31 protein-coding genes are annotated in these 24,873 nt (G+C 54.5%); 14 read left to right on the top strand and 17 right to left on the bottom strand.

Annotated features, from left to right (window positions below; translation table 11 throughout):
* Positions 1 to 35 precede the first annotated feature (35 nt).
* Positions 36 to 893, bottom strand: coding sequence for an alpha/beta hydrolase (locus tag OSB_RS04950; RefSeq protein ID WP_049833944.1), 858 nt, complete (start codon positions 891 to 893; stop codon positions 36 to 38).
* Between the two features lie 118 nt (positions 894 to 1,011).
* On the bottom strand, positions 1,012 to 1,770 hold the full coding sequence (locus tag OSB_RS04945) for an alpha/beta fold hydrolase (protein WP_049833943.1): 759 nt from the start codon (positions 1,768 to 1,770) through the stop codon (positions 1,012 to 1,014).
* Between the two features lie 106 nt (positions 1,771 to 1,876).
* Between OSB_RS04945 and OSB_RS04940 the strand changes: the two genes are divergently transcribed.
* On the top strand, positions 1,877 to 2,620 hold the full coding sequence (locus OSB_RS04940) for an ArsR/SmtB family transcription factor (protein WP_049833942.1): 744 nt from the start codon (positions 1,877 to 1,879) through the stop codon (positions 2,618 to 2,620).
* A gap of 12 nt (positions 2,621 to 2,632) precedes the next feature.
* Entirely contained in the window at positions 2,633 to 3,058 is a 426-nt protein-coding gene (locus OSB_RS04935; RefSeq protein ID WP_049833941.1) for an MAPEG family protein, read from the top strand.
* A 3-nt stretch (positions 3,059 to 3,061) separates the two neighbouring features.
* On the opposite strand, the gene OSB_RS04930 is transcribed toward OSB_RS04935, so the two are convergent.
* Complete coding sequence (locus OSB_RS04930; RefSeq protein ID WP_049833940.1) at positions 3,062 to 3,721, bottom strand: DNA-3-methyladenine glycosylase I; 660 nt, start codon at positions 3,719 to 3,721, stop codon at positions 3,062 to 3,064.
* A 153-nt stretch (positions 3,722 to 3,874) separates the two neighbouring features.
* On the opposite strand from OSB_RS04930, the gene thrS reads away from it, so the two are divergent.
* The 5 genes from thrS to OSB_RS04905 all read left to right on the top strand — a co-directional run bounded on the left by thrS (position 3,875) and on the right by OSB_RS04905 (position 8,537).
* Positions 3,875 to 5,821 carry a threonine--tRNA ligase gene (gene thrS, locus OSB_RS04925; protein WP_049833939.1) on the top strand — a complete coding sequence of 649 codons (1,947 nt, stop codon included), beginning with the start codon at positions 3,875 to 3,877 and terminating at the stop codon, positions 5,819 to 5,821.
* A 214-nt stretch (positions 5,822 to 6,035) separates the two neighbouring features.
* Positions 6,036 to 6,338, top strand: coding sequence for a BufA1 family periplasmic bufferin-type metallophore (locus tag OSB_RS04920; RefSeq protein ID WP_049833938.1), 303 nt, complete (start codon positions 6,036 to 6,038; stop codon positions 6,336 to 6,338).
* A gap of 74 nt (positions 6,339 to 6,412) precedes the next feature.
* Positions 6,413 to 7,261: an MNIO family bufferin maturase gene (bufB, locus tag OSB_RS04915; protein ID WP_049833937.1), complete on the top strand. Its 849-nt coding sequence runs from the start codon at positions 6,413 to 6,415 to the stop codon at positions 7,259 to 7,261.
* Complete coding sequence (locus tag OSB_RS04910; RefSeq protein WP_049833936.1) at positions 7,258 to 7,992, top strand: HvfC/BufC N-terminal domain-containing protein; 735 nt, start codon at positions 7,258 to 7,260, stop codon at positions 7,990 to 7,992. Before bufB ends, OSB_RS04910 begins: the two co-directional genes overlap by 4 nt.
* An 11-nt stretch (positions 7,993 to 8,003) precedes the next feature.
* Positions 8,004 to 8,537: a DoxX family protein gene (locus tag OSB_RS04905; RefSeq protein WP_049833935.1), complete on the top strand. Its 534-nt coding sequence runs from the start codon at positions 8,004 to 8,006 to the stop codon at positions 8,535 to 8,537.
* Here the strand turns inward: OSB_RS04905 and OSB_RS04900 are convergent.
* The 6 genes from OSB_RS04900 to thyX all read right to left on the bottom strand — a co-directional run bounded on the left by OSB_RS04900 (position 8,534) and on the right by thyX (position 12,361).
* Positions 8,534 to 8,899: a hypothetical protein gene (locus OSB_RS04900; RefSeq protein ID WP_049833934.1), complete on the bottom strand. Its 366-nt coding sequence runs from the start codon at positions 8,897 to 8,899 to the stop codon at positions 8,534 to 8,536. The genes OSB_RS04905 and OSB_RS04900 overlap by 4 nt on opposite strands.
* Positions 8,899 to 9,222, bottom strand: a complete 324-nt coding sequence (locus OSB_RS04895; RefSeq protein WP_049833933.1) for an arsenate reductase family protein — start codon at positions 9,220 to 9,222, stop codon at positions 8,899 to 8,901. Before OSB_RS04895 ends, OSB_RS04900 begins: the two co-directional genes overlap by 1 nt.
* Before the next feature lie 227 nt (positions 9,223 to 9,449).
* Positions 9,450 to 9,773: an arsenate reductase family protein gene (locus OSB_RS04890; RefSeq protein ID WP_049833932.1), complete on the bottom strand. Its 324-nt coding sequence runs from the start codon at positions 9,771 to 9,773 to the stop codon at positions 9,450 to 9,452.
* A gap of 226 nt (positions 9,774 to 9,999) precedes the next feature.
* Entirely contained in the window at positions 10,000 to 10,149 is a 150-nt protein-coding gene (locus OSB_RS16675) for a hypothetical protein (protein WP_158454104.1), read from the bottom strand.
* A 545-nt stretch (positions 10,150 to 10,694) separates the two neighbouring features.
* On the bottom strand, positions 10,695 to 11,453 hold the full coding sequence (locus OSB_RS04885; RefSeq protein WP_049833931.1) for a hypothetical protein: 759 nt from the start codon (positions 11,451 to 11,453) through the stop codon (positions 10,695 to 10,697).
* Positions 11,450 to 12,361: an FAD-dependent thymidylate synthase gene (gene thyX / locus OSB_RS04880; RefSeq protein ID WP_049833930.1), complete on the bottom strand. Its 912-nt coding sequence runs from the start codon at positions 12,359 to 12,361 to the stop codon at positions 11,450 to 11,452. Before thyX ends, OSB_RS04885 begins: the two co-directional genes overlap by 4 nt.
* 194 nt (positions 12,362 to 12,555) lie before the next feature.
* Between thyX and OSB_RS04875 the strand changes: the two genes are divergently transcribed.
* Genes OSB_RS04875 through OSB_RS04865 form a run of 3 tightly spaced genes read left to right on the top strand, consistent with a single transcriptional unit; the run spans position 12,556 to position 15,594 of the window.
* Positions 12,556 to 13,671: a hypothetical protein gene (locus OSB_RS04875; protein ID WP_049833929.1), complete on the top strand. Its 1,116-nt coding sequence runs from the start codon at positions 12,556 to 12,558 to the stop codon at positions 13,669 to 13,671.
* A 3-nt stretch (positions 13,672 to 13,674) separates the two neighbouring features.
* Entirely contained in the window at positions 13,675 to 15,102 is a 1,428-nt protein-coding gene (locus OSB_RS04870; RefSeq protein ID WP_049833928.1) for a tetratricopeptide repeat protein, read from the top strand.
* 57 nt (positions 15,103 to 15,159) lie between these two features.
* A complete protein-coding gene (locus tag OSB_RS04865; RefSeq protein ID WP_049833927.1) occupies positions 15,160 to 15,594 on the top strand; it encodes a VOC family protein in 435 nt (144 codons plus the stop codon).
* Between the two features lie 63 nt (positions 15,595 to 15,657).
* Here the strand turns inward: OSB_RS04865 and OSB_RS04860 are convergent, their stop codons facing one another.
* From OSB_RS04860 to OSB_RS04850, 3 genes are all read right to left on the bottom strand, one after another.
* Entirely contained in the window at positions 15,658 to 16,173 is a 516-nt protein-coding gene (locus tag OSB_RS04860) for a MarR family winged helix-turn-helix transcriptional regulator (protein WP_049836050.1), read from the bottom strand.
* A 103-nt stretch (positions 16,174 to 16,276) separates the two neighbouring features.
* Positions 16,277 to 16,555, bottom strand: a complete 279-nt coding sequence (locus tag OSB_RS04855) for a succinate dehydrogenase assembly factor 2 (RefSeq protein WP_049833926.1) — start codon at positions 16,553 to 16,555, stop codon at positions 16,277 to 16,279.
* Positions 16,552 to 16,950: a helix-turn-helix domain-containing protein gene (locus tag OSB_RS04850; RefSeq protein WP_412457889.1), complete on the bottom strand. Its 399-nt coding sequence runs from the start codon at positions 16,948 to 16,950 to the stop codon at positions 16,552 to 16,554. Before OSB_RS04850 ends, OSB_RS04855 begins: the two co-directional genes overlap by 4 nt.
* Positions 16,951 to 17,038: 88 nt before the next feature.
* On the opposite strand from OSB_RS04850, the gene OSB_RS04845 reads away from it, so the two are divergent.
* Entirely contained in the window at positions 17,039 to 18,241 is a 1,203-nt protein-coding gene (locus OSB_RS04845) for a pyridoxal phosphate-dependent aminotransferase (protein WP_049833924.1), read from the top strand.
* Between the two features lie 53 nt (positions 18,242 to 18,294).
* Complete coding sequence (locus OSB_RS04840; RefSeq protein ID WP_049833923.1) at positions 18,295 to 18,711, top strand: hypothetical protein; 417 nt, start codon at positions 18,295 to 18,297, stop codon at positions 18,709 to 18,711.
* 159 nt (positions 18,712 to 18,870) lie between these two features.
* On the opposite strand, the gene OSB_RS04835 is transcribed toward OSB_RS04840, so the two are convergent.
* Positions 18,871 to 20,220, bottom strand: coding sequence for an MATE family efflux transporter (locus OSB_RS04835; RefSeq protein WP_049833922.1), 1,350 nt, complete (start codon positions 20,218 to 20,220; stop codon positions 18,871 to 18,873).
* A 66-nt stretch (positions 20,221 to 20,286) separates the two neighbouring features.
* On the opposite strand from OSB_RS04835, the gene OSB_RS04830 reads away from it, so the two are divergent.
* Positions 20,287 to 20,937, top strand: coding sequence for a DUF2461 domain-containing protein (locus tag OSB_RS04830; RefSeq protein WP_049833921.1), 651 nt, complete (start codon positions 20,287 to 20,289; stop codon positions 20,935 to 20,937).
* A 90-nt stretch (positions 20,938 to 21,027) separates the two neighbouring features.
* Here the strand turns inward: OSB_RS04830 and OSB_RS04825 are convergent, their stop codons facing one another.
* The 3 genes from OSB_RS04825 to OSB_RS04815 all read right to left on the bottom strand — a co-directional run bounded on the left by OSB_RS04825 (position 21,028) and on the right by OSB_RS04815 (position 23,142).
* Complete coding sequence (locus tag OSB_RS04825; RefSeq protein WP_049833920.1) at positions 21,028 to 22,161, bottom strand: aminotransferase class V-fold PLP-dependent enzyme; 1,134 nt, start codon at positions 22,159 to 22,161, stop codon at positions 21,028 to 21,030.
* A 73-nt stretch (positions 22,162 to 22,234) separates the two neighbouring features.
* The gene (locus OSB_RS04820) at positions 22,235 to 22,690 is read right to left on the bottom strand and encodes an Lrp/AsnC family transcriptional regulator (RefSeq protein ID WP_049833919.1); all 456 of its coding nucleotides are present in this window, start codon (positions 22,688 to 22,690) and stop codon (positions 22,235 to 22,237) included.
* Positions 22,687 to 23,142, bottom strand: coding sequence for an Lrp/AsnC family transcriptional regulator (locus OSB_RS04815; RefSeq protein WP_049833918.1), 456 nt, complete (start codon positions 23,140 to 23,142; stop codon positions 22,687 to 22,689). Before OSB_RS04815 ends, OSB_RS04820 begins: the two co-directional genes overlap by 4 nt.
* A 135-nt stretch (positions 23,143 to 23,277) precedes the next feature.
* Here OSB_RS04815 and ilvC point away from each other — a divergent pair, with 135 nt between their 5' ends.
* A complete protein-coding gene (ilvC, locus tag OSB_RS04810; protein WP_049833917.1) occupies positions 23,278 to 24,300 on the top strand; it encodes a ketol-acid reductoisomerase in 1,023 nt (340 codons plus the stop codon).
* Positions 24,301 to 24,360: 60 nt separating this feature from the next.
* On the opposite strand, the gene OSB_RS04805 is transcribed toward ilvC, so the two are convergent.
* Positions 24,361 to 24,741 carry a MarR family winged helix-turn-helix transcriptional regulator gene (locus OSB_RS04805; RefSeq protein WP_074202190.1) on the bottom strand — a complete coding sequence of 127 codons (381 nt, stop codon included), beginning with the start codon at positions 24,739 to 24,741 and terminating at the stop codon, positions 24,361 to 24,363.
* Between the last annotated feature and the right edge of the window lie 132 nt (positions 24,742 to 24,873).

Below are 24,873 nucleotides of genomic sequence, written 5' to 3'. Positions count from 1 at the left end.
ATTGCCCATGCACAGCACCCAGACGCAACCCCTATTCACAACGCATTGACCCAAGCGATGATCCGATCCGCCAATGGCGCGGTTTGCTTCGGGCTAAACACGTCGCCTGCCATCACATGCCCCATCTTGTCGTCACTCGGTCCCTGCACCAAAATGTCCTGTGTCACAGGGCCAGCCCAACGTGTCATGACCGCACGCGTCCGTTTCGGGCTGACGACCTGATCGTCCTCATTGAAGGCAAAATATGCTGGGGTTTGGATGGCCTCGATGTCACCGGCAAGGCACGCACGCACCGCGTCGCCCATAGTGAACACCGCCTGCGTGTCATACTTTATGGTCCAAAGCGCGGCATGCGCGTCAGAAACCGCATCAAATGTCCTCTCGCGCCCTGCGACCAGTGGCCCCCAACGGCGCACGCCAGGTAAATCTAGCAGCATTTGCCCCAATCGGTGGCGCAACCCGTAATTGGGTGAAAGATGGACGACGCCCTTGACGCTCGCCCCTTGCGCCAGCGCACTCGTCAACAACGTGCAACCTGTCGAGCACCCAATGACGACCACATCATCCCCAAGTGCGGATCCAATCTCCAACGCCTCAACAACATCCCGCTCCCAATCGGGAAGGCGGGCGCGCCCCATTGCGGCACCGTCCTGCCCATGTCCAGTAAGACGCGCGAAATACAAATTCGCGCCCAGTGCCTTGGCCACCATATCCGGCAACGGACGAACCTCAGCGCCCGTGGCGGAAAACCCGTGAACATAGACGATGCACAATGGCGTCTTTGTCGGCGTCCCCGCCCAGACAATCTGCTTCGCGCATCCCTCACGCACACCACCAACAGCGGCTTCGCGTTCAGCCAACCAGCCATCAAACTCATTTATCTCTGGCAACATGGGACATCCTTTTCCACTACGGTTCACAAACAAACACTACAAAGGACTTCGCGCAAAGCAACGCGTCGTTCGCCTTTGTTTTCTAAATATCCTGGGGGGAGTCGCTTGCGGCGGGGGGCTAGCCCCCCTCCACGCCCGCCGCAGGCGCAATCACCTCGCCGATCGCACCAATGATCATAGGCAAACACACCTCGCTGGAAAACGAATGATCCGCTCCATCGACCAGTGTTAACCGCATATCCGAACTGCTCGCATGCTCAAGCAGACGCAGCGCAGTCTCTGTACTCACTGAAGTATCTGCAGTCCCAAGCAAGAAGCGCACTGCAAACGGCAAATCAAGCGGCGTGCGAAGGACCAATCGGTCCCGTCCTTCCTCGATCAAACGCTTGGTGATGATGTAGGGGTCGCCGTACTCTGACGGCAGCGCTACCCGCCCTTCACGTTCCATCTCGGCCTTTTGCGCTTCATCAAACCCAGCCCAGAAACCGTCTTCGGTGAAATCCGGCGCGACCGCTATGCCGACCAGCCCCGCGACCCGTTCTGGCATGGCGCGCGCAACAAGCAGTGAAATCCATCCGCCCATACTGGACCCAACCAAAACAACCGGCCCATCGATCAAACCAAGTGCTGCGCAGGCGTCTTCATACCAGTCCCCGATGCAGCCGTCCTCGAAGGCCTCGCTGCTGGAACCATGCCCTGAATAGTCGAATCGCAAGAACGCACGACCCGTTTCAATGGCCCAGTTTTCTAGGAAAACCGCCTTCGTTCCTGTCATGTCAGACTTGAAACCACCCAAAAACACCACCGTTGGCCCCTGACCGGCCGTCAAATGATAAGCAATCTTGCGGCCCTGCGGAGTTACCAATGTATCAACCATTTCAATTCCCTAGCATCGTTTCCCCTGCACCCTAACGCAGCACGTTCGGCAGGTAAATCACGTTACCCTATTGTCACGTTACTAAATACTCACCCATAATGCCTTCATGGAACATATCTTCAAAGCCCTCGCAGACCCAACGCGCCAGAAACTTCTCGATGCGCTGCGCCTTCGCGATGGTCAAACTCTGACGGACCTAGAAGCCAGCCTTGAGATGACGCGCTTTGGCGTCATGAAGCACCTCAAGCTGCTGGAAGACGCCGGTCTCATCATCACGCGCAAACAGGGGCGCTTCAAATACCATTACCTAAACGCCCTTCCCTTGCAGGAGGTCATGGACCGCTGGGTCGCGCCCTTTCTTCAGCCCCAAGCCAAGGCGCTGACTGACCTCAAAGCCAAACTCGAAAAGGATACCCGTATGAGCAAACCAGATTTCATGATGCAGACCTTCATCCGTTGCACCCAAGACGCCCTATGGGACGCCCTCACCCAAGCCGATGACATGGCGCGATATCACTTTGCCTGTAATACCGTGCAGGGCAACGCGGCTGTTGGGGAAACCACATCGTTCATCTTGCCCCACGGCGAAGCCATGCTGCGCCAAGTAACAACCGCCCTCGATCCGAAATCGAAAATCGCCATGACGTTCGAACCGCTGTTCTTGGGCCCAGACGCACCATCATCCCACATGGTCTACCTGATCGAACCCCAAGGCGAGGTCTGCCAACTAACGATTGAACACTACGACATGTCACCGGGCCAAGAAGGGTTCGCGGAAGGCTGGGCACGTTTGGCGGCCTCTCTCAAATCTTACCTCGAAACGGGCGATGCCCTCAAAATGGCCATGTAAGGAGTAACACTCATGGATTTCCCAACAGAACTCGGCATTCTCACCTGCCTCATGATCCTCGCGGCGTCACTTTGGATTCCGCAAATTGTCGGCCAAGCTAATTTGAAGCCCGAAGACATGCCGGACGGCGCGCCGGATGGCTTTTCGCGCATCGCCAACATGCACTTGATGCCCGCATGGATCGGACGCGCCCACCGCGCGCACCTGAACCTTTTGGAACAGGCATTTCCATTTGCGGTGTTTGTACTGATCATTGACCGTCTGGATGGTTTCACTGCCCTAACCTATTGGACCGCAATCGCATTCTTCTGGCTGCGTATCGCACATGCCATTGGCATGATCTCAGGCTTGGCTCTGATGCCTGTGCGCCCGCTGATTTTCACCGCTGGCTTTGTCTGTAACCTGATCATGGCCCACGCGGTTTTTGCTGCGGCCTAACTGTTAGGCATCAATACTTTGCCCCAACACGCGGCTGATTTCCGTTAGGCTTCGCCCTGATTGTTCCACCCACGTGTTGAACGCCTCTTGAACCGCCGACATTGCCTTTTGCGATGTTGGCGGTTTGTCGATTACGCCTTCGGCGATCAATCTTGCCACCACGTCGCGCGACAACAAAAAGCTATCAACACCAAGACGTCTGAGCGCATAAGCCCCCGTTGATCCCCCCAGTCGGGACCCGTTTTTCTTTAGCCATAAAGCTAGGCCCGCGAAATCGTCTGTTGGCCAATCCGCGATGAAGGCGCCGAAATCCCCGGTCTCTTGGATCATCACTGCGTTTTCTTGGATGGCGCGGATTTTCGGAGCGCTGCGAATGACCCGTTTGTCTTCGACCAGATCATAAAACCAATCATCAGACATCATCGCCACACGCCCAACATCAAAGCCATGAAACGCCTCAAAGATGTCTGGCCATTTGTTTTTCACGACAGTCCATGCCAGCCCCGTTTGAAAAATGCCTTCCGCGAAGGATGCAAGAAACCTATCCCCTGGTATGGCTGCAATTTCATCGCGTGATTTGGGCAATTCGATCCCATCCAAAATCGCCCCGCGTCCGCCTTTGCGATCCGCTGCAATGTCTAAAATCTCGTCGAAATGTCTCATGACTTGCCCCATTTATTTCGTATCACCCTGACACCTTGCGAAGTTCGCGGCAATCAGACCTTGACCCATGCGCCCAAAATCGCCATTTCAACACTGAACACATAACCCGCAACCGGACGCTTTGTAGGCGTCAAACTGACGAGGAGCCCAAAGATGGCCCAAATCTCCCTTACATTTCCTGACGGCAATTCACGCGAATACGATGCAGGTGTTACCCCTGCTGAAGTCGCAGCATCTATTGCGTCATCGCTGGCCAAGAAGGCCATTTCCGCAACCGTGAACGGTGAACACTGGGATATGCAGTGGCCGATTGATGCGGATGCAAGCATTGCCATCAACACCATGAAAGACGCAGAGCCTGCGTTGGAACTGATCCGTCACGACCTCGCACACATCATGGCGCGCGCGGTGCAGGAACTTTGGCCTGACACGCAGGTTACAATCGGGCCTGTTATTAAAGACGGCTGGTATTATGACTTTGATCGCAAAGACCCTTTCACACCCGAAGACCTCGGTGTGATTGAGAAGAAGATGAAGGAAATCATCAACAAGCGCGACGCCGTCCGCACTGAAGTCTGGGAACGCGATGTTGCGATCCAGTATTATAGAGACAAAGGCGAACCCTATAAGGTTGAGCTGATCGAAAGTATTCCGGGCAACGAAGACCTGCGTATGTACTGGCACGGTGAATGGCAGGACCTTTGCCGTGGGCCGCACCTGCAGAACACTGGCCAAGTGCCGGGCGATTCATGGAAACTGATGTCCATCGCGGGCGCCTACTGGCGTGGCGACAGTGACCGCGCGATGTTGCAGCGTATCTATGGCGTTGCGTTCCAGAACAAAGAGCAACTCAAAGCGCATATGAATATGCTGGAAGAGGCGGCCAAACGCGACCACCGCAAGCTGGGCCGCGAGATGGACCTGTTCCACATGCAAGAAGAAGCCCCTGGTCAGGTGTTCTGGCATGCGAACGGCTGGCTGATCTACACCCAGCTGCAAGACTACATGCGCCGCAAGCAACGGAGCGGTGGCTATGTGGAAGTGAACACTCCGCAGGTGGTGAACCGCAAACTCTGGGAAGCTTCCGGTCACTGGGAAGCCTATCAGGAAAACATGTTTGTCGTCGAAGTGGACGAAGACCATGCCCGCGAAAAGACCATCAACGCGCTAAAACCGATGAACTGCCCATGTCATATTCAGGTGTTCAACCAAGGTATGAAGTCTTACCGCGAACTGCCGCTGCGCATGGCTGAATTCGGGTCCTGTAACCGTTATGAACCTTCGGGCGCGTTGCACGGCATCATGCGTGTGCGTGGTTTTACCCAAGATGACGGTCACATTTTCTGTACTGAAGATCAGATCGCCTCCGAAACTGAACGCTTCATCGACTTCCTGTCCCAAATCTACACAGAGTTGGGATTCAGCAACTGGAAGATCAAGCTGTCCACCCGCCCTGAAAAGCGGATCGGGTCCGAGGAAACTTGGGATCTACTCGAGGCGGCATTGGGCGAAGCGTGTAAGGCTGCTGGCCATGACTATGAAGTCCAAGAAGGCGAAGGCGCATTCTACGGCCCGAAACTTGAGTTCGTGCTAACCGATGCGATCGGCCGTGATTGGCAGTGCGGCACCTTGCAGGTGGATAGCAACATGCCAGAACGCCTTGGCGCGTCCTACATCGGGTCGGATGGCGAAAAGCACCTGCCCTATATGTTGCACCGCGCGACACTTGGGTCGTTCGAGCGCTTTATCGGTATTCTGATCGAAGAACACGCAGGTAAGCTGCCGTTCTGGATTGCGCCGCGTCAGGTGGTTGTAGCATCTATCATCAGCGACGCGGATGATTACGTGCACGAAGTCGTCGCTGCCTTGAAAGCCGTAGGCGTGCGCACCGAAGCCGACATCCGCAACGAGAAGATCAACTACAAGGTTCGCGAACACTCGCTTGGCAAGGTTCCGATCATTCTCGCGTGCGGTGCGCGTGAAGTTGAGGAACGCACAGTGTCCGTGCGTCGCTTAGGTGAAAAGCAAACTTCTGTAACATCTTTGGATTCGATCACGGAAGAGCTGTCAAAATCGGCTACTCCACCCGATCTTTTGTAACATTTCGCACTTTAGTAGTGTTACAGACCCGGCCGTGAAAACGGTCGGGTCTTTTATTTTCAATGACTTAGGACTGAATACGGTCTAACACGAGATAACGCACACGCGATGCACGCTCCTGTGAGTGGATCGTTAAGGTTGGTGCGCTCTAGTGTAAGGAAGTCGCCAATCACGGCGCGCTACTACTTGTAACCAACCAACAGGAATTCACACCATGTCCAAGACAACAAACTCCCTCGTACTCGCAGCATCTGTCGCAACTGCAATCGCTGGCCTGTCCACAACTGCACACGCACAAGAAAACGAAAAGTGCTACGGCGTATCCCTTGCTGGCGAAAACGACTGTGCAGCTGGCCCGGGCACAACATGCGCCGGTACATCCACAGTTGATTACCAAGGCAACGCATGGACATTCGTTCCAGCAGGCACATGTGAAGACACAATGATCGAAGCTATGGGCGACTCCCCAGAGCGTTCCGGTTCCCTGACTGAACTGGACCGTGACATCCCAGCATAAGCTGCCTCACGAAAAATGCGCCCAGCCTCCCAGTTTTGGTGTAGGCTGGGCGCACACCACTGCCGGAGGCCTATATGCTAGACGTTACCAGACCATCCCTGCCCTTCACCCCCGGCGTTGGATATAAAGCACAACATTTCAATGACATCATGAAAGATGCAGGCCCCGTCGGCTGGCTCGAAATTCATGCTGAAAACTATATGGGGATGGGTGGCCGCCCCCTCGCGCAACTGCGCCATCTCTCTGAAAAATTTCCGTTTTCCGTCCACGGCGTCGGTCTGAGCATCGGTGGCGAAGGCCGCCTTGACGCCGACCACCTCGCGCGGCTGAAAACCCTGTGTGACTGGCTAAACCCCGCCAGCTTTAGCGAACACCTTGCGTGGTCCACGCACGAGAGCGCGTTTTTGAATGATCTTCTGCCGCTGCCCTACACCGCGGCCACCGTAAAACGCGTGGCGGATCATATCGACGAAGTGCAATCCACGCTTGGCCGCCAAATGCTGCTTGAAAACCCATCCAGCTATCTGGCCTTTACTGAATCCGACATGTCTGAGACTGATTTCTTGGCCGAGATCGTCGCCCGCACGGGCTGTGGTCTGTTGCTGGACGTGAATAACGTCTTTGTTTCCGCCACAAACCTCGATTATTCGCCGCAAAGCTACATAGACGCTTGCCCGCTTGATGCTGTTGGTGAAATTCACCTTGGCGGCCATGATGAGGACGAAGATGAAACTGGTGCGCCATTGCTTATCGACAGCCACGGTGCCGAAGTGGTGGACCCTGTTTGGGCATTGCTCGACTACACCCTTGCGAAATCCGGCCCTAAACCTTTGCTGATTGAATGGGACACGGATGTTCCTGAATGGGCCGTACTGGTTGAGGAAACGAAACGCGCGGACACCGCACTAACGGTTGTTGCATGATCACCACGCAAACCGATTTCCGTACCGCACTGTTGGACCCGTCTAAACATGCGCCAAATGGTGTGCAAAACCCTGACGGCGTGCCCGCGACCAAACGCTTTGACGTTTACCGCAACAACGTGGCCGTCAGCCTAACCGACGCGTTGGAAACCGCGTTCCCAGTCGTGAACAAGCTGGTTGGGAATGATTTTTTCCGCGCGATGGCAGGGGTCTACCTGCGTGCGCATCCGCCAACGTCCCCCGTAATGATGTTTTACGGCGAAGATATGCCCGACTTCTTGGCAAGCTTTGGCCCTGCGCAATCAGTCCCGTATTTGCCGGATATGGCGCGGCTGGAATTGGCGTTGCGCCACAGCTATCACGCAGCGGACGCCAGCCCAATTGAACCTGATGCTTTGGCAAAAATAGCGCCAGACACGCTGCCAAATGTGACCTTCACGTTCTCACCATCGGTGCATTTGATCGTGTCAGAATACCCGCTCCATTCCATCTGGTGGACGAACACACATGGCGGCGACATCGCCAAAGTCGCGCAACCGACACTGATCTCACGCCCCGAATTTGACCCGACTGTTGATGCGCTTATGCCAGAACAATCGGCAGTCCTAGCGGCCCTGATCAACGGCGCGCCCTTAGGAAAAGCCTTGCAAAGTGGCGGCGCGGGATTTGACCTTGGCCCACTCCTCGGCCTACTCCTATCCCGTAACGCATTGATTTCCATAAATACCTGAAAGTAAGAACCATGATCGCATTGTATGACCGCATCTCAAACGCCCTAAACGAATCTGCCGACAAAATCTTGCCGACACTGGCCCGTTTCGTCTTTGCCGCGACCCTATTGTTCTATTTCTGGAACTCAGCGAACACCAAGTGGGACGGCACACCCTTCTCACCCGGCGTCGGCGGCTACGCGCAAATCTTCCCAAAAGCGATGGAGGCCGTAGGCTATGACATTTCTCAAATGTCGATCTTCCATTGGGCCGTCGTCGTTGCTGGCACCTTGGCAGAATACATCCTACCCTTGCTGATCGTGATCGGTCTATTCACCCGTTTCGCAGCATTGGGTATGATAGGCTTTGTGACCGTTCAGTCCCTAACAGACCTCTACGGCCACGGCGGGATTGAGCACACCGAAACTCTCGGCAAATGGTTTGACGGCTTACCAACGGGCGCGATCCTTGATCAACGCGCGTTCTGGATGGTGGTGCTTGTGACGCTTGTTCTTAAAGGCGCAGGCCCACTGTCAGTGGACCGTTTCCTTTCCAACAATCGCTAGAAGTGCGCTTTTTCTTCGTCCGGCTTACCGGCGGCTATCGCTAGGATACCGCCCAAGCCGGCGAAACCAATCGGAAACATCGTCCAACCGTTGAACCCGAACGCCGCCAAAAACAACGCACAACCAATCAACAAAGCAATCCCACCCCAAAGCGCACGCGCTTTGGCCATTGCGCCACCTGCGATGCACAACATCGGTGCTACAAAGCTGGCGAATTGGATGAACTTCGGGTTCTCGAACGTTAGCCACTCGCTGGCCTCTGGCACCTCGTTTGCCAGCGCGACCATGCCCCAGCCGAATAGCCCGATGAAGATGCCCATGATCCCCGCGATGATGCCCAAAATGGCGGCTGCGTTGCGCATTATTCTACTCCTACGGCGGCTTTTGTGGCAGGGGTCCACCCCTGATACCACGCACCGTCCAATTCAATCACTGGTCGTTTCATAAGCGTTGGATGCTGCGCGAGCAACTCCGCAGGGTCTTTTGCGCGCTCGTCTTCTGGCAAATTGCGCCACGTCGTTGAGCGGGTGTTCAACACCCCTGCCCCAAACGCTGCAATCATCGCCGCTTGGTCCGCTGGGCTTACGCCATCGCTGCGCACATCAATGATGGTTACATCGTGACCAGAAAGCGATTTCAGCGCCTTACGACACGTGTCACAAGATTTAAGAGAGAAAAAGCGCATGTGTCAGGCTCCGCAAATGGTTGCGCGGATACTGTCGGTCATGGGCAGGAATGTCACTGCCGTTGTTGTTGTTGCTCGGTTAATTTCCCCAAAAGCGCACGCACCTGTTGTGGAGTGAGCGGAAAAATTGGGGACGGAGTGGCTGTTTGTGATGTCTTTTCCATGCACTATATCTAGCCATTCGCGCTGCGGCACGTCAGGGGAGAGTCCAGCCAGGGTTCCCCGTTTTACAGCCACTCACCCTTCACCGTTTCATCCCACCCCAGCGTGAATTTCGTCCCATCCGTTATCACAGGGCGCGCCATAACGGCTGGTGTGTCGGCCAATTGCGCATCGGCCTCGGATTCTTTCATCCACACGTTGAGATTGCGAAACGCGAGGGATTTGCGATCCACGAGGTTATCGCCAAACTCAGCCAGCAACACGGCCCATTCGGCCTCAAGCATCGGCTCCGCACGGACATCACGAAAGGCGACGTTAAGACCCGCCTCCTCCAAAACCTTGCGCGCACGGTTGCAGTCAGAACAGGTCGGGAGGCCATATAGGATCATGTGAGGGGCTTTCTATCGGGTCTCGTTATCGCCGCGAAGGTAGCCTTGCTATGCGACAGATACCAGACGGCTTGAAAACAGGGGCTCTCTAAAAACAACAACGCCCGCACGGGGTGTGCAGGCGTTACCGCGTGTCATCAATGTAAGGTTTTTCATGGCAGCAAACCACCCGCTGCGAAGTTAACGCGATCGGAGAACTTCAACGCGCTTTCGGTGCGGCATCCGCTCATTTGCGCAACCAGCTGAAGTACTTAGGCTTCTTGATCTCATCTTCTTTGTCCATTTTGTCAGCCTCATCCAGCAGACGATCCAACAGATCAACGCGGATTGGCGGAAATGCATGCTTGGCAGCTTGTGCAGTGTTTAACGTATTCATTTTCGAACCCCCTCGATGTTTCGATAACCTCAATTTAAGGGATGCTGTGTGCAGGTGCAGCGGGAACAGTTTTGGGCGTTTCCCCAAAACACGTAGCGTCAACTATATTGACTCATCGTTAACTAATTTGGAATTTTGCGAATCTAGGGAAACTTCCAAATGAATCCAACGGATTGCGACGCCACACACGAACGTTAGAAATGTTTCGGTTTTGCCAAGAAATTAGTCAAATTGGTTAAATCGAGCCCAAATCCGCCCGATTTTGGGTCGAGATTCAAGAAAAAGTAACCTCGTTTTCGCTGCTTTTCGAAGCAATGGAACGACAGAATCACCGACCTTTTCGTGCTGCAGGTGCGAAATAGAAACTCACCCTAGAACGAGGTTATAGCCACCACCCTATCGGCTATCGACGCGCCTGACCCGGGGTTGGTGCGGAACGCGCCCGCCCGTAGGGCGGGGTTTGGACCGTCTAGGAAACGATCCAGTGGATCGTTTCAGGTGCTAACGGTCGGAGACCTGTACTGGCGGGTGCGATAGTCAGCTGCTTATTCTTTGAATTCAAACCTGAAAGCCGTGTCACCGAGACTCTGAATTACCTCCACCGTCATCTCAACACACTTTCTGAGCTTTGCCTCATCGGCTCGTAGGTCCGAAGCAATCGTTTTAAAGTTATCGGTCAATACCATATGACGGCCAGCTGCTTCTTGCTTGCTCTCCAACTGAGGTTGAAAACCTTTTCCTTGGCCAACGAACTCTTTGTCCATTATTGCCAACAGTTCAGCTCGCCTCATTTGTCCGACTCGAAAACCATCCCAAAGCGCCTTTATGTGGGTATCTAATAGGCCGATTTCATTATACAAAGTTAAGAACTTCCGCCGGATCAGCATTGACTTGATACCTAAGGAAAGCGGTTCATGCGTGGGCTCGCTGGATAACTCCATAACGGCCAAGGACGCGAACTCTTCATTGACGGCAAGAGCCATCTCATAGCCTTGTTCAATGTGTTTCCTCAAAAATGTTGCATTCGCCAAGTAATCGTTAAGCAAACCAAACAAGTCGTAGGCTTTCACCAAATCAGATTCTTTGTTTTCATGCTCTCTCTGGGCCGATTGATTTTGACTTTCCAACACTTGCCCAGCAAGAGCAATTCCGCCGCCAATAACAGCGCCGATCATGACGGCCCAAAGCTCAGACGTTGGATTGAGCACTTCGGCAAATAGGCCAATCGTCAGAAAAGCTAAGATCGTAAAACAAACACCAAGTGTTAGGCCCAGCGCAAGCGTTCCACCTTGGAGAATTTTCAACCCTCAACAACCCCCATAAACTCACGCCACTCGCCCTTGCTCATCCCAGACGTTTCCTGCGTGACCTCTTCGCCTGCGACCATCTTGCGGATGCACTCAACCGCTTTGCCGGACAGGGTTGCGCCACCCAAACGGTAGTCCTCGAACGCGCCGTAGGCGGCAGGCACCCAGTCTTTCACGATCTCGCAGATCGCATCCGCATAGACGCGGATTTCCATTTGGGCGTGGCTGTCCGCGCGCAGGCGCAGGAAGTGGAACAGGTTGTGCAGGTCCACTTTCCAGTACCACTGGGTGTAGATGTTCGCCGGAAGGTTCATGCGGGCCAATTCGCGGGCGAGGCCCTGCTTGCCGTCTTCCTCGGAAATCATGTCCTCGTAGTGGTCGTAGGCGCGGTTTGAATCGTCCTTAAGGTAGCGCAACACCCGCTCGGCTTCCTCACCTGTCAGGGTTTCGCCGCGACCTTGGTTGTTGATGACGGATTGCGCGGCAAGGTCTTCGACGCGGGGAATGTAGAATTCGCGATCAAGAATGGAATAGCGGGCGGAATATTCGTTGACGTTGGCCGTGCGGTGGCGAATCCATTGGCGGGCCACGAAGACGGGCAGCTTCACGTGCAGCTTGATCTCGCACATCTCAAACGGGGTGGAATGCCAGTGGCGCATCAGATAGCGGATCAGGCCTTCGTCGTTTTGAACCGACTTGGTGCCCTTGCCGTAGGACACGCGGGCGGCCTGACAGATCGCCTCGTCGTCGCCCATATAATCGATAACCCGTACAAAACCGTGGTCCAAAACATCGTGCGCCTTATAAAGGTGCTTCTCCATACCAGGTGAGACCGCGCGCAATGTCGGCTGCGTCTGTGCGCGGAGTTCGTCGATTTCGGCCTGTTGTTCTGGGGTCACGGGCATGTGTCTGTCCTTTGTGTACGGAGGCAGTGATTCTGCTGGAACGGGTTACTTACACTATATATGCGTGGAACTGTGCCGAAAACCGCCATATAAGGTGGTTTTTCGCGTTTAGCATGCGTTGACTTGGCGTTTGCAATTTCCGACTATACGCACAACGTGCAAACAGCGCAGATCACACCCGAGGACGAGCCGTCATGATGAAAACTTTTACCGCCATCGCCGTTACTTCAGTACTGGCCGGGTGTGATGGTACGAACCCGTTTATGGTCGAAGTGACATCACCGGACGGTGAGACCGAGCTGATCGACGCGAACGATCCCAACACCGATGTTAACAGCCAGTTCGCGTATGATCCGACACGCAACCTAACGATGAACTCTGTCGAATATGATGCCACCAATGATCAGTTGATCATCAACAACTTGCCCTTTGACGGCCCTGATGGCGTTTATGATGACGTCGCAGGCGCCCGAACCGTTAATGCGAGCGGGCAAGTGACCGATATTTTCGAGAACACTGAAGCCGTCATCAATGGTGAGATGCAGTACTACGCTGTATTCGTGCAAAGCGATTACTTGGACGCCACATCTGCCGCTGGTCGAGAATGGGCCAATTTCGGTTTCGCAGGTGCCAATCTTAATCGAACTGAATATGCGACCCCGACGCCATCTCAGTCCAGCTATGAGTACCTCGGTGTTTATGCTGCGACACGTACTTACAACTTTCGCGGCGGTATTGAACTGATCCGAGGCGACGCCAGATTACTTCTTGATGTGGACGACACAGATCCGCTCGAAGGTTTGCAGGGCACAGTTGTTGGCGCGATCACCAACCGCACTAGAGATACAATCGGCGATACGATGGTTGGCGATTTGCCCGATATTTCCCTGATTTCCGTCGAATTCAACACTGAAACGGGCTTGTGGGAAGATGGAACCGCGGCAACGTATTTCGATGATGGAAACGTACGCGACACTGGAACGCATACAGGTCTCATTGGCGGTCCGGATGCAGAAGAATTGGGCGGTTACGTTATTTTAGAAGGTGTAGCGGACGTTCAAACCGTTACCTTTGAAATTGTTGAGTATACGAACACGGACGGCTCGACAGGTACCGCTACGGGTCAGCAGTTTGCAGATTTTGACGCAATTCAAGCCGCGGTGAACGCAGGCATCCCGGTTGGAACGCTTTCAGTAGGAGGCAATCTACCGACTGGGGCAACGATTGATAGCACATCCTTTGATACATTTGACGTCAACACAACCTTCGACGCCCGTGAAATCGGCGTGTTTGTTACAGATCTTAATTAACCGATGGCGAACCTGCGTGGATTTTTTCTAGGAGCTACGCAGGCGTGCTTTCTGGCACTGACTGCTCTTGGTGCAAACATTCCGACTGAGGCCCAAGCACAGCAAGGCGAGCAACGCCTTAGCCGTGAAGACGCACGCATTCTTGCGAGCCGCTTGGCCTCTGAAGGTCGACCATCTGCAGCCCGCGAGATTGCGTTGGGGCTCCTACAGGCGGACCCAGGAGATATTAGCGCGTTGCTCATCCTGTCGCAGGCTGAGAAGCAACTTGGCAATCTAGATGCTGCAAAAACGGCAATCCGAACAGCTTGGCGCGTTGGCGAAACCAAACGCGAAAGGTTTGCGGCGGCATTAACAATGGCTGATCTTCACGCAGCGCAAGAAGCTTACACGCGCTCGCAGATCTGGATACGCCGCGCCATTCAAACTGCACCAGATCAGCAAACCGAACAGGTCGCGATAACTGCGTTTAGGCGTGTTCGGCAGGAAAACCCGCTTGCTGTTGAACTTAGCTTTGGCCTCAACCCGTCCACCAACGTGAACTCTGGCAATTCAAACCAAGCGATTAGCTTTGCTTATCTTCCAGGCTACCTTAGCGAGATCCTTTGGCTTGTTCCGGCAGATGAACGTCCACTTTCTGGCCTCGAAATCTCGCTACAAACTGACTTGCGCTACCGCATCGCTGAAACTGCAACTAGCCAAACTTCTTTAGAATTTGGCCTATACGGCCGCACCTATTTAATGTCTGACGCCGCGCGTGCGTCCGCACCTGAGGTGACCGGTGCAAGCCTCTCGTTCGCCCAAGTGTCGTTAGGCATTTTGCATCAATGGCACCCAAGCGGAGCCGACGCCCCCTACTCTGCTAGCCTAACCTATAGCCATGACTGGGCTGGCGGCTCGCCTTACCAATACCAATTGAATGGAACGCTCGGCACTCAATTCACGCTTGGAAATGACGACACGCTCGCTCTGTCGGCAAGCATTCGTTACGCCCATCGCTTTGCGAGCGACGCCGAAGTTTTCACCTACTCGCTTCTTGGGCGTTGGTCGCGCGACCTCGCGAATGACGATAAAGTTGGGATCATCGGGCAGATGGCGAAAGCAACGGCGGATGCCACGGACCTCGCATACGAAGAAGCGACACTGGGGGTCAGCTACGACTTCGGCGCGCTTTCGGTAAATAGCGTTTCTTTGGGTCTCGACCTGTCGACCAGCTACACAGAAAAGTACCGGGTTTATGAAACATCAGCCTATGACCCTACCGGACGCGAAGACCGGATCTCGTCTTTGCGGTTTGATGTTGGGCTGAACAACGTTGATTTCTATGGATTTCAACCGGTTGTGACCTTACAGGCGCGTCGGACCGCGTCATCTGTTGAGCGGTTTGATACAGATGGTGTGCAAATAGGTGTAAACCTTCGCTCCAGTTTCTAACCTCTGGTCGTTTCCAATCAGCGTGTTAGGGTCCGCCCGAACAGCTTTGGAGACAACATGCCCCTTACATATTTGCACACAATGGTCCGTGTGAAGGATCTCGACGCCTCGATCGCGTTTTATAACCTTCTGGGTTTGAAAGAACGCAGACGGATCGACAGCGAAGGTGGTCGCTTTACGCTCGTCTATTTGTGCCCACCAGAACAGACCGACGGAACCGCAGACCTTGAGCTGACCTACAACTGGGACGGCGACGATGAATTACCGTCCGACAGCCGGCACTTTGGCCACCTCGCCTATGAGTGCGACGATATTTACGCGTTGTGTCAGCACCTGATGGACAATGGTGTTACGATTAATCGCCCACCACACGACGGCCGGATGGCGTTTATCCGTAGCCCTGACAATATCTCGGTTGAGTTGTTGCAAGCTGGCGATGCACAAACGCCAGCTGAACCCTGGACCAGCATGGGGAACACTGGTCACTGGTAAGAACCAGATCATGCGAGTGACGACGAGTTTGCGGCGCATAGATTGCGCCGCACATTTCCCACGCTAGTAGATGTAGCGAATTTGGTCTGTCCAATAGCGTTCAACGCGGCGCAACGAACTGGCGATTTCATCTAGGCTGTTCATATCCAGTACACCCTTTTCTTGCAGACCAGACGCATGGCCAACGAAAAGGCGCGCCACGACATCGCGTACTGAGCGCCCTTTTTCCGTCAAACGCACGCGCACAGAACGTCGATCAATCTCGCAGCGTTGGTGATGCATGTATTCCATCTCAACCAGTTTCTTGAGGTTGTAGCTGACATTGCTGCCTTGATAATATCCGCGCGACTTGAGTTCACCGGCGGTGACTTCATTGTCACCAACGTTGAACAGCAGCAGCGCTTGAACGGCGTTGATTTCAAGCACGCCAACGCGTTCAAATTCATCTTTGATCACATCAAGCAACAGCCGGTGAAGTCGCTCAACCAAGGTCAACGCGTCTAAATAGATCGTCATGAATTCAGTATCTGTTCCCGAAGGCGGGGCACCATCGGCGGTTGGCAGCGAATGCAGGCTCATTTCAATCTCCGTCTCGTTCATTTCACGATTTTTTCTGGAACCCGATTGCCATGCGAGTGGCAAACATTCCGTTAAATTACGAAAAATTATGCGAAACGAAGTTTCAAACTGCAGACGGTTTTGTGACCCCAACCGCGCCTTCGCGGATCAAATCCATAAGGCCGCGATAGGGTTCGGGTTCAACAGATTGATTGCTAACCCATTGATATAGATCATGATCATTCTCAGACAAAAGCTTGTCATACAACCCAAGCTCATCAGCACTCAAGCCTGCCAGGTGCGTCTTAGAAAAATCCATCAAGATCAAATCCATCTCTTTGATCCCGCGCCGGATTGACCGCATATGCAGACGTTTGCGCATTACATCTAAGGGTTCGCTCATGCTTGGCCCATCCTACGAAGTCGTTTTTCAAGCTTAGCAAGCCTGTCGTTAGACGCGGTCAATTGCGCCCGCACCGCGCGCACCTCGTTCAAAACATCCGCAACATCTGCAGTCACGGGCGCATCTTCTTCGGGTGCTGCTAACCCCTCGCCTTCGGCCGTCAAAAGCCATCGCAGGGACACCCCAAGAATGCCGGACAAGATGCTCAAACGGTTGGCGCGCGGCTCACTCAGGTCTTCTTCCCAATTGCGCAACGTGCTTGTCTTGATGCCGACCCGTTGCGCCAATTCTTTCTGGGTTAAGCGTGCTTCTTCCCGCGCCGCTGCCAGACGATCCCCGAAAGTAGCGGTCTCTTCGCTGTACCAGTCGATTGTTTCGGAATGCTCGTCCATCATAGTTCCCATTCGGTTTAAGATCAGTTGCCGTTCCGTGTCGCGCCCCATATGACATGATTAACTTATAACTTCCACATGAGGCTGCCCCATGACTTTTCTCTCAGCGACACTTGATCGAGTAAAACCATCGCCAACGATCGCTGTGACGACAAAAGCGCAAGAACTAAAAGCGGCCGGGCGCGATGTAATCGGCCTTGGTGCGGGTGAACCGGACTTTGACACCCCCGAAAACATCAAGGCCGCGGGTATCGCAGCGATTGAAACTGGCAAGACCAAATACACAGCCGTTGACGGCATTCCTGAGCTGAAAAAGGCGATTTGCGCCAAGTTTGAGCGCGACAATGGCCTGACATATGAGCCCGCCCAAGTGACCGTCGGCACGGGTGGCAAGCAGGTTTTGTATAACGCCTTCATGGCAACGCTGAACGCGGGCGATGAGGTTATCATTCCAGCGCCGTATTGGGTCAGCTACCCCGACATGGTTCTGCTGGCTGGTGGCGAACCCGTTTTCGTTGAAGCGCCACTTGAGACTGGGTTCAAAATCACTGCCGAGCAGCTTGAGGCGGCAATCACTCCAAAAACTAAGTGGTTCTTGTTCAACTCGCCGTCCAACCCGACAGGTGCGGGTTATTCATGGGATGAACTAAAGGCCCTGACCGATGTGCTGTTGCGTCATCCGCATGTTTGGGTTCTTACGGACGACATGTATGAACACCTTGCATATGGTGGCTTCAAATTCTGCACCCCGGCACAGGTCGAACCCCAGCTTTATGATCGCACGCTGACAATGAACGGGGTGTCCAAAGCCTACGCCATGACCGGCTGGCGTATCGGCTATGCCGCGGGGCCAAAGGAACTGATCGGCGCGATCCGTAAGGTGCAAAGCCAATCCACCTCCAACCCCTGCTCCATAAGCCAATGGGCCGCGATTGAAGCGCTGGAAGGCCCGCAAGACTTCATCGCCCCCAACAATGAGATGTTTGTTCGCCGTCGCGATCTCGTCGTGACCATGCTGAATGCGGCTGAAGGCATCATTTGCCCCAAGCCCGAAGGCGCGTTCTATGTCTATCCCAACATTGCAGGCTGCATCGGCAAGACCACGCCTGCCGGAACGCAAATCTCCAACGACGAAGTCTTCGCCACGGCCCTTCTCGAAGAAACCGGCGTTGCGGTCGTCTTCGGTGCCGCCTTTGGCCTCAGCCCGAACTTCCGCGTCAGCTACGCCACCTCGGACGAGGCGCTCAAAGAAGCTTGCACACGAATTCAAACCTTCTGCGCCAGCTTAAGCTAGCCCCATCCTTGAAGCGCTGCTAGACTGCGTTCAGAAACGTTACAGGTGACGCTATGGGCGCAGATCTTCCAGACTACTATTTCCGCGTCCGCGAGAACGGCGCAGCTGTGTTCCGTGTCGACACCGAAAACCGCCAACGCCGTATTGAGATGGACCAAATTGCCGTCATCAACATCAAAAACGGCGAAGTAAAACCACAGGGCGATCGCACACTTTCAGAAACTGACATCGCTCAGATCGAAAACTGGATGGCCGAACGCATGGCCCTCCTCGCCCAGCGCGATATCGACGACATTCACCGCGCTGTGGATTACCTCAATATCACGACGCAATGGGTGCAATCCAAAGCGAGCGACGAGCAGCTCGAAGGCATCACAGATGACTTGTTGCTCGCCATGCACGACCTACGCTCAATCCTCGTGCGCAAAAAAGCAGACCGTTTGATGAAAGCCCAAGACGCCGCCGAATAACGCATCTTCGCTCTGCTTTTGTTTCATAAATATCCCGGGGGAAATCGCACCGCGATTGGGGGCGCGTCCATTGTGCTTGAACCAATGGCGCATCAAAGGACGCCCCTCTTTCTTAGCCAATTTTCTTGAAAATTGGCGACCCGCCCGCTGCAAGCGCATCTATCCGATATGAACTGAGCGCGCCCAAAACCGCTGGCTCAGCAGCACTGCAGCAACGCCCAACCCGACGGTCAATCCAAGCCAAAGACCGATAGGACCCCATCCCAATACGAACGCCATGACATAGCTCGCCGGAATACCAATTATCCAATAGCTGACAATCGCCAACCACATTGGAACACGGGTATCCTGCACGCCGCGCAAAACCGAAAGGGCCACGATTTGCGCGGCATCCACAAATTGGAACAGCGCAGACAACAAAACCAACACGACCCCAAGCGCCAAAACAGCATCCCGCGCCGGGTCAGATGGGTCGAGGAACAACCCGACAAAAAACGCAGGTATCGCGAGATAAAGCACGACAACAATCGCACCGAAACTCAGCGAGACAAAGTATGCCGCAATCGCACCACGCCGAAGCTCTGCCTCATCTCGCGCACCGAAATGTCGGCTCGCGCGGATCGTTGCAGCCTCGGACATTCCAACATGAAACATGAACATAAACGCGGTCAGCTGTAGCGCGATCCCGTGGGCCGCAAGCTCAATCTCGCCAATCCAGCCCATCATTACGGACGCCCCTGTAAATAACGCACCCTCGGCAAAAGACGTAAGGCCAATCGGCATCCCAAGTCGAAACACCTGTGCCATCGCCTCATTGTCGCTTTTCCAGATGCGGCGGAACAATTCGGCTTCGGGCTTTTTGCGTTGCACATAGGCCATCAGCGCAACCATTTGTAATATTTGGATCACGACAGACGCAATTGCTGCGCCTTCAATCCCCAACTCCGGCGCACCAAAGTTGCCGAAAATCAGCGCATAGTTCACCAGCGCATTCGCCGCCAACGCCACAAGCGTGATCCACAGCTGGACCGCAGTGAGCTCTAACGCGCCAAGGTAGGATCGCATAACCTGCGCGCCCATCGCCGGAAACATCCCCAGCACAGCAATCCGCAGATACAAACCACCCTGCGCCGCCACCGCAGGCTCTTGTCCCATCATTAGCAAAACCTGTTCGCCGTACATGAACGGAACAATCAACAACGCCGCATAGATCGCCGACAACCACAGTGCCATGCGCGTCACACGGCGCGCGCGGACCTCATCGCCCATCTCAACCGCTTCGGCGACCATCGGCGTGACGGCACGCCCAAAGCCAGCGCCAACAATAAACGTGATAAACCACAGCCCCGTGGCAACCGTCGCCGCCGCCAGTGAGGTCACCGAATACCACCCCAGCATGATCGTGTCCGTCATGTGGATCGAAAAGCCTGCAACATTGGCCCCGACAAGCGGCAAACCAAGTTTGAGCAAACGGCCCGTATGGGTGCGATATGACATCTGAGTGGACATCCGACTGGCATATGCCCAATCTTGTCATGGGTCTATAGTCTTGGGTCCCACCACAGGAGGCCACCGATGTTCGACACCTTAATCCCCGACGCTCAGACCTTCGTGCGCGCCCTCGCCCGCGACAACACCCGCGATTGGTTTCTGGCACATAAGGCAGATTACGATGCGAAACTGCGTGCGCCGGCTCTGGCCCTGCTTGATGCGCTGACGCCCAAACTGGCCAAGCTATCTGACTGCAAAGTGACGCCAAAACTGTTTCGCGCCAACCGCGATGTGCGGTTTTCCAAGGACAAAACCCCTTACAAAACCCACCTGCATATGATGTGGACGATCGAAACCGGCACCCGCCAGAACCCCGTTATGTTCTTTGGAGTTGACCCCGACAGCGTAACGGTCGGCACAGGCATGATGGAGTTTTCAAAAGAGGTGCTGACCGATTGGCGTAAGATGGTCGACCTTGATGGTGCCTATATCGCGCAAAAACTCAAACTGGTCACCGACAAGGGCTATGCGCCATGGGAACCCAAGCTTAAACGCGTGCCCTCTCCCTTCGACAAAGACCACGCGCATGGCGATTTGTTGCGCCACAAGGGACTGGTTGTCACAGGCACGCCAGCCCTTACAGGTGATCTGGTCGCTGATCTTGATGCGGCATTCGCGGACCTTTGGCCTTTGTCTGACATGCTTATCGGCGTGGCAGAAACACCAACGCTTTAGCTGAGGTTTACAGTATGACGGCCAAAATTCTTTTGAATTTTGGCCTCCGCCCGCTGCAAGCGTAATATGGTCCGCTGCAAGCGCAATGCGTTACAGAACTTGATCCGCCACATCGGTGAATGCCTTCAACGTCGCATCCACATCTCGCAACTTGTCGATGCCAAACAGCCCAATCCGGAACGTCTTAAAATCGGCTGGCTCGTCCACAGCCAGCGGCACGCCTGCCGCGATCTGCATGCCTGCTGCCGCGAAGTTGGACCCGTTCTGGATATCGCCGTCGTCCGTGTAGCAAACAACAACGCCCGGCGCGCCAAACCCATCAGCCGCAACAGGTTTCAAACCCTTCGCCGCCATATACGCACGCACCCCATTGCCCAGCTCCCACTGCGCATCACGCAATGCATCAAAACCCATCTCTTTGGTCTCAAGCATCGTGTCGCGGAAATCGCGCAGCGCGTCTGTGGGCATTGTCGCGTGATAGGCATGACCACCGTTCAAATAGGCTTCCATGATCTGACGCCATTTCTTGAGATCAATCGCAAAGCTGTTAGACGCAGTCGCATCCAGACGCTCAAGCGCACGGGTCGACATCATCACCAAGCCCGCAGACGGGCTGGAAGACCATCCCTTTTGCGGCGCAGAAATGAGCACGTCCACACCTGTGGCCTTCATATCAACCCAAGCACAGCCAGACGCGATGCAATCCAGAACCATCAGCGCGCCAACTTCATGGGCGGCCTCAGCCAAGGCTTTCACGTAATCATCAGGCAAAATGATGCCCGCACTGGTTTCGACATGGGGCGCGAAAACCACGTCAGGCTTTGCCTCGCGAATGGCCGCAGTCACTTCTGCGATCGGCGCTGGCGCGAACGGTGCGCGGCTGTCGTTGCCGGTTTGTCGCGCCTTATGCACAGTCGTCTTGGCCGTAAATTCTCCTGCATCGAAAATCTGGCTCCAACGGTAGGAAAACCAGCCATTGCGAACGATCAAAGCGTGGGCGTTGCTCCCAAACTGGCGCGCCACTGCTTCCATACCGTATGTCCCGCCACCTGGAACAATCGCCATACCATCCGCTTTGTAGACGTCACACAGCATCCCGTGCAGGTCGCGCATCACGCCCTGAAACGCCTTGGACATGCTGTTAAGAGAGCGATCGGTGAAGACCACAGAAAATTCCATCAAACCGTCGGGATCAACGGCACTCGGATTTGGGTTGGTGGTCATCTGATATTCCTTTGCATCTCTTCCGCCGTTCTAAGGCGCGATCAACAGCAGGGCAAAGTCTATCTTCGTATACCTATATCGGCCCAGGCCTGCGCTCTTCGCTGAGCAGCACATTGGCCTCAACGTCCCCGACCCCGGGCAATGTCATAACACGACGGCGCAAGACCCGTTCAAAATCTGCCAAGTCCCGCGCGACCACACGTAGGCGGTAGTCATAAAGGCCGAGGACATGCTCAACCAACTGCACCTCAGGGATCGCGGCCACCGCGCGTTCAAAATCTTCCAAAGAAACGCGCCCCTTGGTCGCCAGTTTCACGCCGAGGAACACTGTTACCCCGAACCCCAGTGCCTGTGCATCCAAAGCCACGCGCTGCCCTGCCAGAACCCCACTTTCGCGCAGACGTTTAATACGCCGCCAAGTCGCGGGCTGGCTTAACCCGATGCGCCCTCCAAGGGCCGCCGCGGTCTGCGTGGCATCGCGCGAAAGTGCGGCAAGGATTGCGCGGTCCTGCTCATCCAGTTCGATCATAACGGCAAGCTTTCGTCGTTATGCAGCGTGGCGACCGTCATCAGCGCTTCAATGTCTGCCATATGCGGTAGCGCCAAAATCTGTTCGCGGTAGATCGTCTGGTAATGCGCCATATCGCGCGCGATCACGCTCAGGCGCACATCAACGCGCCCCAAGAACGTCTGGATCTCGGTGACTTCCGGAATGGTCCGCGCGCCCTCCATGAACTCATCAAAGGCGCGGCTTTGCGTTTTATCCAGCGTGATGCGCAGCGACACCCCAACGACATATCCAAGTGCGGCCCAATTGATGACCGCATGTTGGCCTTTCAGGATACCGCTTTCTTGCAAACGTCCCAATCGTCGCGTGGCCTTCAATGCAGACACACCTGCCCGCCCCGCAAGCTCAGCGGCTGTTAGGCTTGGTTCGGCCTGCAACTGGCGCAGCAATCTCTTATCAACATCATCAAGCATGAAAATGTCACTAAACTAAATTTGTACGCATAACAACTTCACCAAAATGGAAAAACACAACCCCAACACTCTCGCATCACCCTTCATTCCAGTTCATAAGCGCGTCAATGCAACCGCAACCAAAGGAATATCCCCATGCGCGTTTATTATGATCGTGACTGCGACGTTAACCTCATCAAAGACAAAAAAGTCGCCATCCTCGGCTACGGCTCACAGGGCCACGCCCACGCTTTGAACCTGCGTGACTCTGGCGCGAAGAACCTTGTTGTCGCTCTGCGCGAAGGCTCCCCGTCCCAAGCGAAAGCCGAAGGCGAAGGCCTGAAAGTTATGGGCATCGCTGAAGCTGCGGCTTGGTGTGATGTGATCATGTTCACAATGCCCGACGAACTTCAGGCAGAAACATACAAGAAATACGTCCACGACAACATCAAGCCAGGTGCTGCAATCGCATTTGCACACGGCCTGAACGTACACTTCGGCCTGATCGAGCCTAAAGAAGGCATCGACGTGATTATGATGGCGCCAAAAGGCCCAGGTCACACAGTACGCGGCGAATACACAAAAGGCGGCGGCGTTCCGTGCCTTATCGCTGTTGACACAGACGCGTCCGGCAAAGCCCACGAAATCGGCTTGTCCTACTGTTCCGCAATCGGTGGCGGTCGTTCCGGCATCATCGAAACTAACTTCCGTCAGGAATGCGAAACCGACCTCTTCGGCGAACAGGCTGTTCTGTGTGGCGGTATCGTTGAATTGATCCGCATGGGCTTTGAGACACTTGTTGAAGCTGGCTACGAGCCTGAAATGGCTTATTTTGAGTGCCTGCACGAAACAAAGCTGATCGTTGACCTGATCTATGAAGGCGGCATCGCGAACATGGATTACTCCATCTCCAACACAGCTGAGTACGGCCAGTACGTATCCGGCCCGCGCATCCTGCCATATGAGGAAACAAAGAAAGCCATGAAGGACGTTCTTACAGACATCCAAACTGGTAAATTCGTACGTGACTTCATGCTTGAAAACGCTGTTGGTCAGCCAACAATCAAAGCGTCCCGTCGTGCAAACGACGAGCACCAAATCGAATTGGTTGGCGGCAAACTGCGCGACATGATGCCTTGGATTTCCGAAGGCAAAATGGTCGACAAAGCGAAGAACTAAATTCTTTCGCACTGAACGATTTGAAGGGGGGCTCAATGGGCTCCCCTTTTTCGTTGCTATCTACCCAAGACGGTTCGCATCCAACCATTGACCAAGCTGTTTGAGCGTTTTCGCAAACGCTTCAAGCTCGGCTTCATCTATTGATCCGAAAACCTTTTGAAGATCCGGCCCGATGTCTTGGTAAATCCTTCCAAGCAATGCACCAGCTGCGGGCGTCGCGCTAACGACTTTCGCCCGCTTGTCGCTTTTGTGGGAAACGATTTCGACCAACCCTAAGTTCTGAAACTTAGCGAGCGCTTTGGTCACCGCAGGCTGCTCCACCTCAACTGCTGCGGCAATTTCTGACACACGGCTCCCACCGCCGATTGCAGGGCGGGTAATATGATGAAGGATACTAAACTGCCCCGTAGTCAAACCGTGCGGCTCTAGCAAGGTCGCCATGCGGGTTCCAAAAAGCTTGCTCACAATGGACAACCAAGTCGAACATTCGGCAACGAGAGGTCCAGCTACGGGCATAAAGGTTCTTTCATGACGGTTTTGTTTAGAATTAACGCTTGACTTACATTCCTGAGA

The sequence above is a fragment of the Octadecabacter temperatus genome, assembly GCF_001187845.1.
Taxonomy (GTDB): Bacteria; Pseudomonadota; Alphaproteobacteria; order Rhodobacterales; family Rhodobacteraceae; genus Octadecabacter; species Octadecabacter temperatus.
This window is presented reverse-complemented; position numbering and strand designations above follow the sequence as displayed.

Bases quoted from the DNA above. Each gene is read 5' to 3' on its own strand.
- OSB_RS04950 (WP_049833944.1), bottom strand. From the start codon at position 893: ATGTTGCCAGAGATAAATGAGTTTGATGGCTGGTTGGCTGAACGCGAA.
- OSB_RS04945 (WP_049833943.1), bottom strand. From the start codon at position 1,770: ATGGTTGATACATTGGTAACTCCGCAGGGCCGCAAGATTGCTTATCAT.
- OSB_RS04940 (WP_049833942.1), top strand. From the start codon at position 1,877: ATGGAACATATCTTCAAAGCCCTCGCAGACCCAACGCGCCAGAAACTT.
- OSB_RS04935 (WP_049833941.1), top strand. From the start codon at position 2,633: ATGGATTTCCCAACAGAACTCGGCATTCTCACCTGCCTCATGATCCTC.
- OSB_RS04930 (WP_049833940.1), bottom strand. From the start codon at position 3,721: ATGAGACATTTCGACGAGATTTTAGACATTGCAGCGGATCGCAAAGGC.
- thrS (WP_049833939.1), top strand. From the start codon at position 3,875: ATGGCCCAAATCTCCCTTACATTTCCTGACGGCAATTCACGCGAATAC.
- OSB_RS04920 (WP_049833938.1), top strand. From the start codon at position 6,036: ATGTCCAAGACAACAAACTCCCTCGTACTCGCAGCATCTGTCGCAACT.
- bufB (WP_049833937.1), top strand. From the start codon at position 6,413: ATGCTAGACGTTACCAGACCATCCCTGCCCTTCACCCCCGGCGTTGGA.
- OSB_RS04910 (WP_049833936.1), top strand. From the start codon at position 7,258: ATGATCACCACGCAAACCGATTTCCGTACCGCACTGTTGGACCCGTCT.
- OSB_RS04905 (WP_049833935.1), top strand. From the start codon at position 8,004: ATGATCGCATTGTATGACCGCATCTCAAACGCCCTAAACGAATCTGCC.
- OSB_RS04900 (WP_049833934.1), bottom strand. From the start codon at position 8,899: ATGCGCAACGCAGCCGCCATTTTGGGCATCATCGCGGGGATCATGGGC.
- OSB_RS04895 (WP_049833933.1), bottom strand. From the start codon at position 9,222: ATGCGCTTTTTCTCTCTTAAATCTTGTGACACGTGTCGTAAGGCGCTG.
- OSB_RS04890 (WP_049833932.1), bottom strand. From the start codon at position 9,773: ATGATCCTATATGGCCTCCCGACCTGTTCTGACTGCAACCGTGCGCGC.
- OSB_RS16675 (WP_158454104.1), bottom strand. From the start codon at position 10,149: ATGAATACGTTAAACACTGCACAAGCTGCCAAGCATGCATTTCCGCCA.
- thyX (WP_049833930.1), bottom strand. From the start codon at position 12,361: ATGCCCGTGACCCCAGAACAACAGGCCGAAATCGACGAACTCCGCGCA.
- OSB_RS04875 (WP_049833929.1), top strand. From the start codon at position 12,556: ATGATGAAAACTTTTACCGCCATCGCCGTTACTTCAGTACTGGCCGGG.
- OSB_RS04870 (WP_049833928.1), top strand. From the start codon at position 13,675: ATGGCGAACCTGCGTGGATTTTTTCTAGGAGCTACGCAGGCGTGCTTT.
- OSB_RS04865 (WP_049833927.1), top strand. From the start codon at position 15,160: ATGCCCCTTACATATTTGCACACAATGGTCCGTGTGAAGGATCTCGAC.
- OSB_RS04860 (WP_049836050.1), bottom strand. From the start codon at position 16,173: ATGAGCCTGCATTCGCTGCCAACCGCCGATGGTGCCCCGCCTTCGGGA.
- OSB_RS04855 (WP_049833926.1), bottom strand. From the start codon at position 16,555: ATGAGCGAACCCTTAGATGTAATGCGCAAACGTCTGCATATGCGGTCA.
- OSB_RS04850 (WP_412457889.1), bottom strand. From the start codon at position 16,950: ATGATGGACGAGCATTCCGAAACAATCGACTGGTACAGCGAAGAGACC.
- OSB_RS04845 (WP_049833924.1), top strand. From the start codon at position 17,039: ATGACTTTTCTCTCAGCGACACTTGATCGAGTAAAACCATCGCCAACG.
- OSB_RS04840 (WP_049833923.1), top strand. From the start codon at position 18,295: ATGGGCGCAGATCTTCCAGACTACTATTTCCGCGTCCGCGAGAACGGC.
- OSB_RS04835 (WP_049833922.1), bottom strand. From the start codon at position 20,220: ATGTCCACTCAGATGTCATATCGCACCCATACGGGCCGTTTGCTCAAA.
- OSB_RS04830 (WP_049833921.1), top strand. From the start codon at position 20,287: ATGTTCGACACCTTAATCCCCGACGCTCAGACCTTCGTGCGCGCCCTC.
- OSB_RS04825 (WP_049833920.1), bottom strand. From the start codon at position 22,161: ATGACCACCAACCCAAATCCGAGTGCCGTTGATCCCGACGGTTTGATG.
- OSB_RS04820 (WP_049833919.1), bottom strand. From the start codon at position 22,690: ATGATCGAACTGGATGAGCAGGACCGCGCAATCCTTGCCGCACTTTCG.
- OSB_RS04815 (WP_049833918.1), bottom strand. From the start codon at position 23,142: ATGCTTGATGATGTTGATAAGAGATTGCTGCGCCAGTTGCAGGCCGAA.
- ilvC (WP_049833917.1), top strand. From the start codon at position 23,278: ATGCGCGTTTATTATGATCGTGACTGCGACGTTAACCTCATCAAAGAC.
- OSB_RS04805 (WP_074202190.1), bottom strand. From the start codon at position 24,741: ATGGCGACCTTGCTAGAGCCGCACGGTTTGACTACGGGGCAGTTTAGT.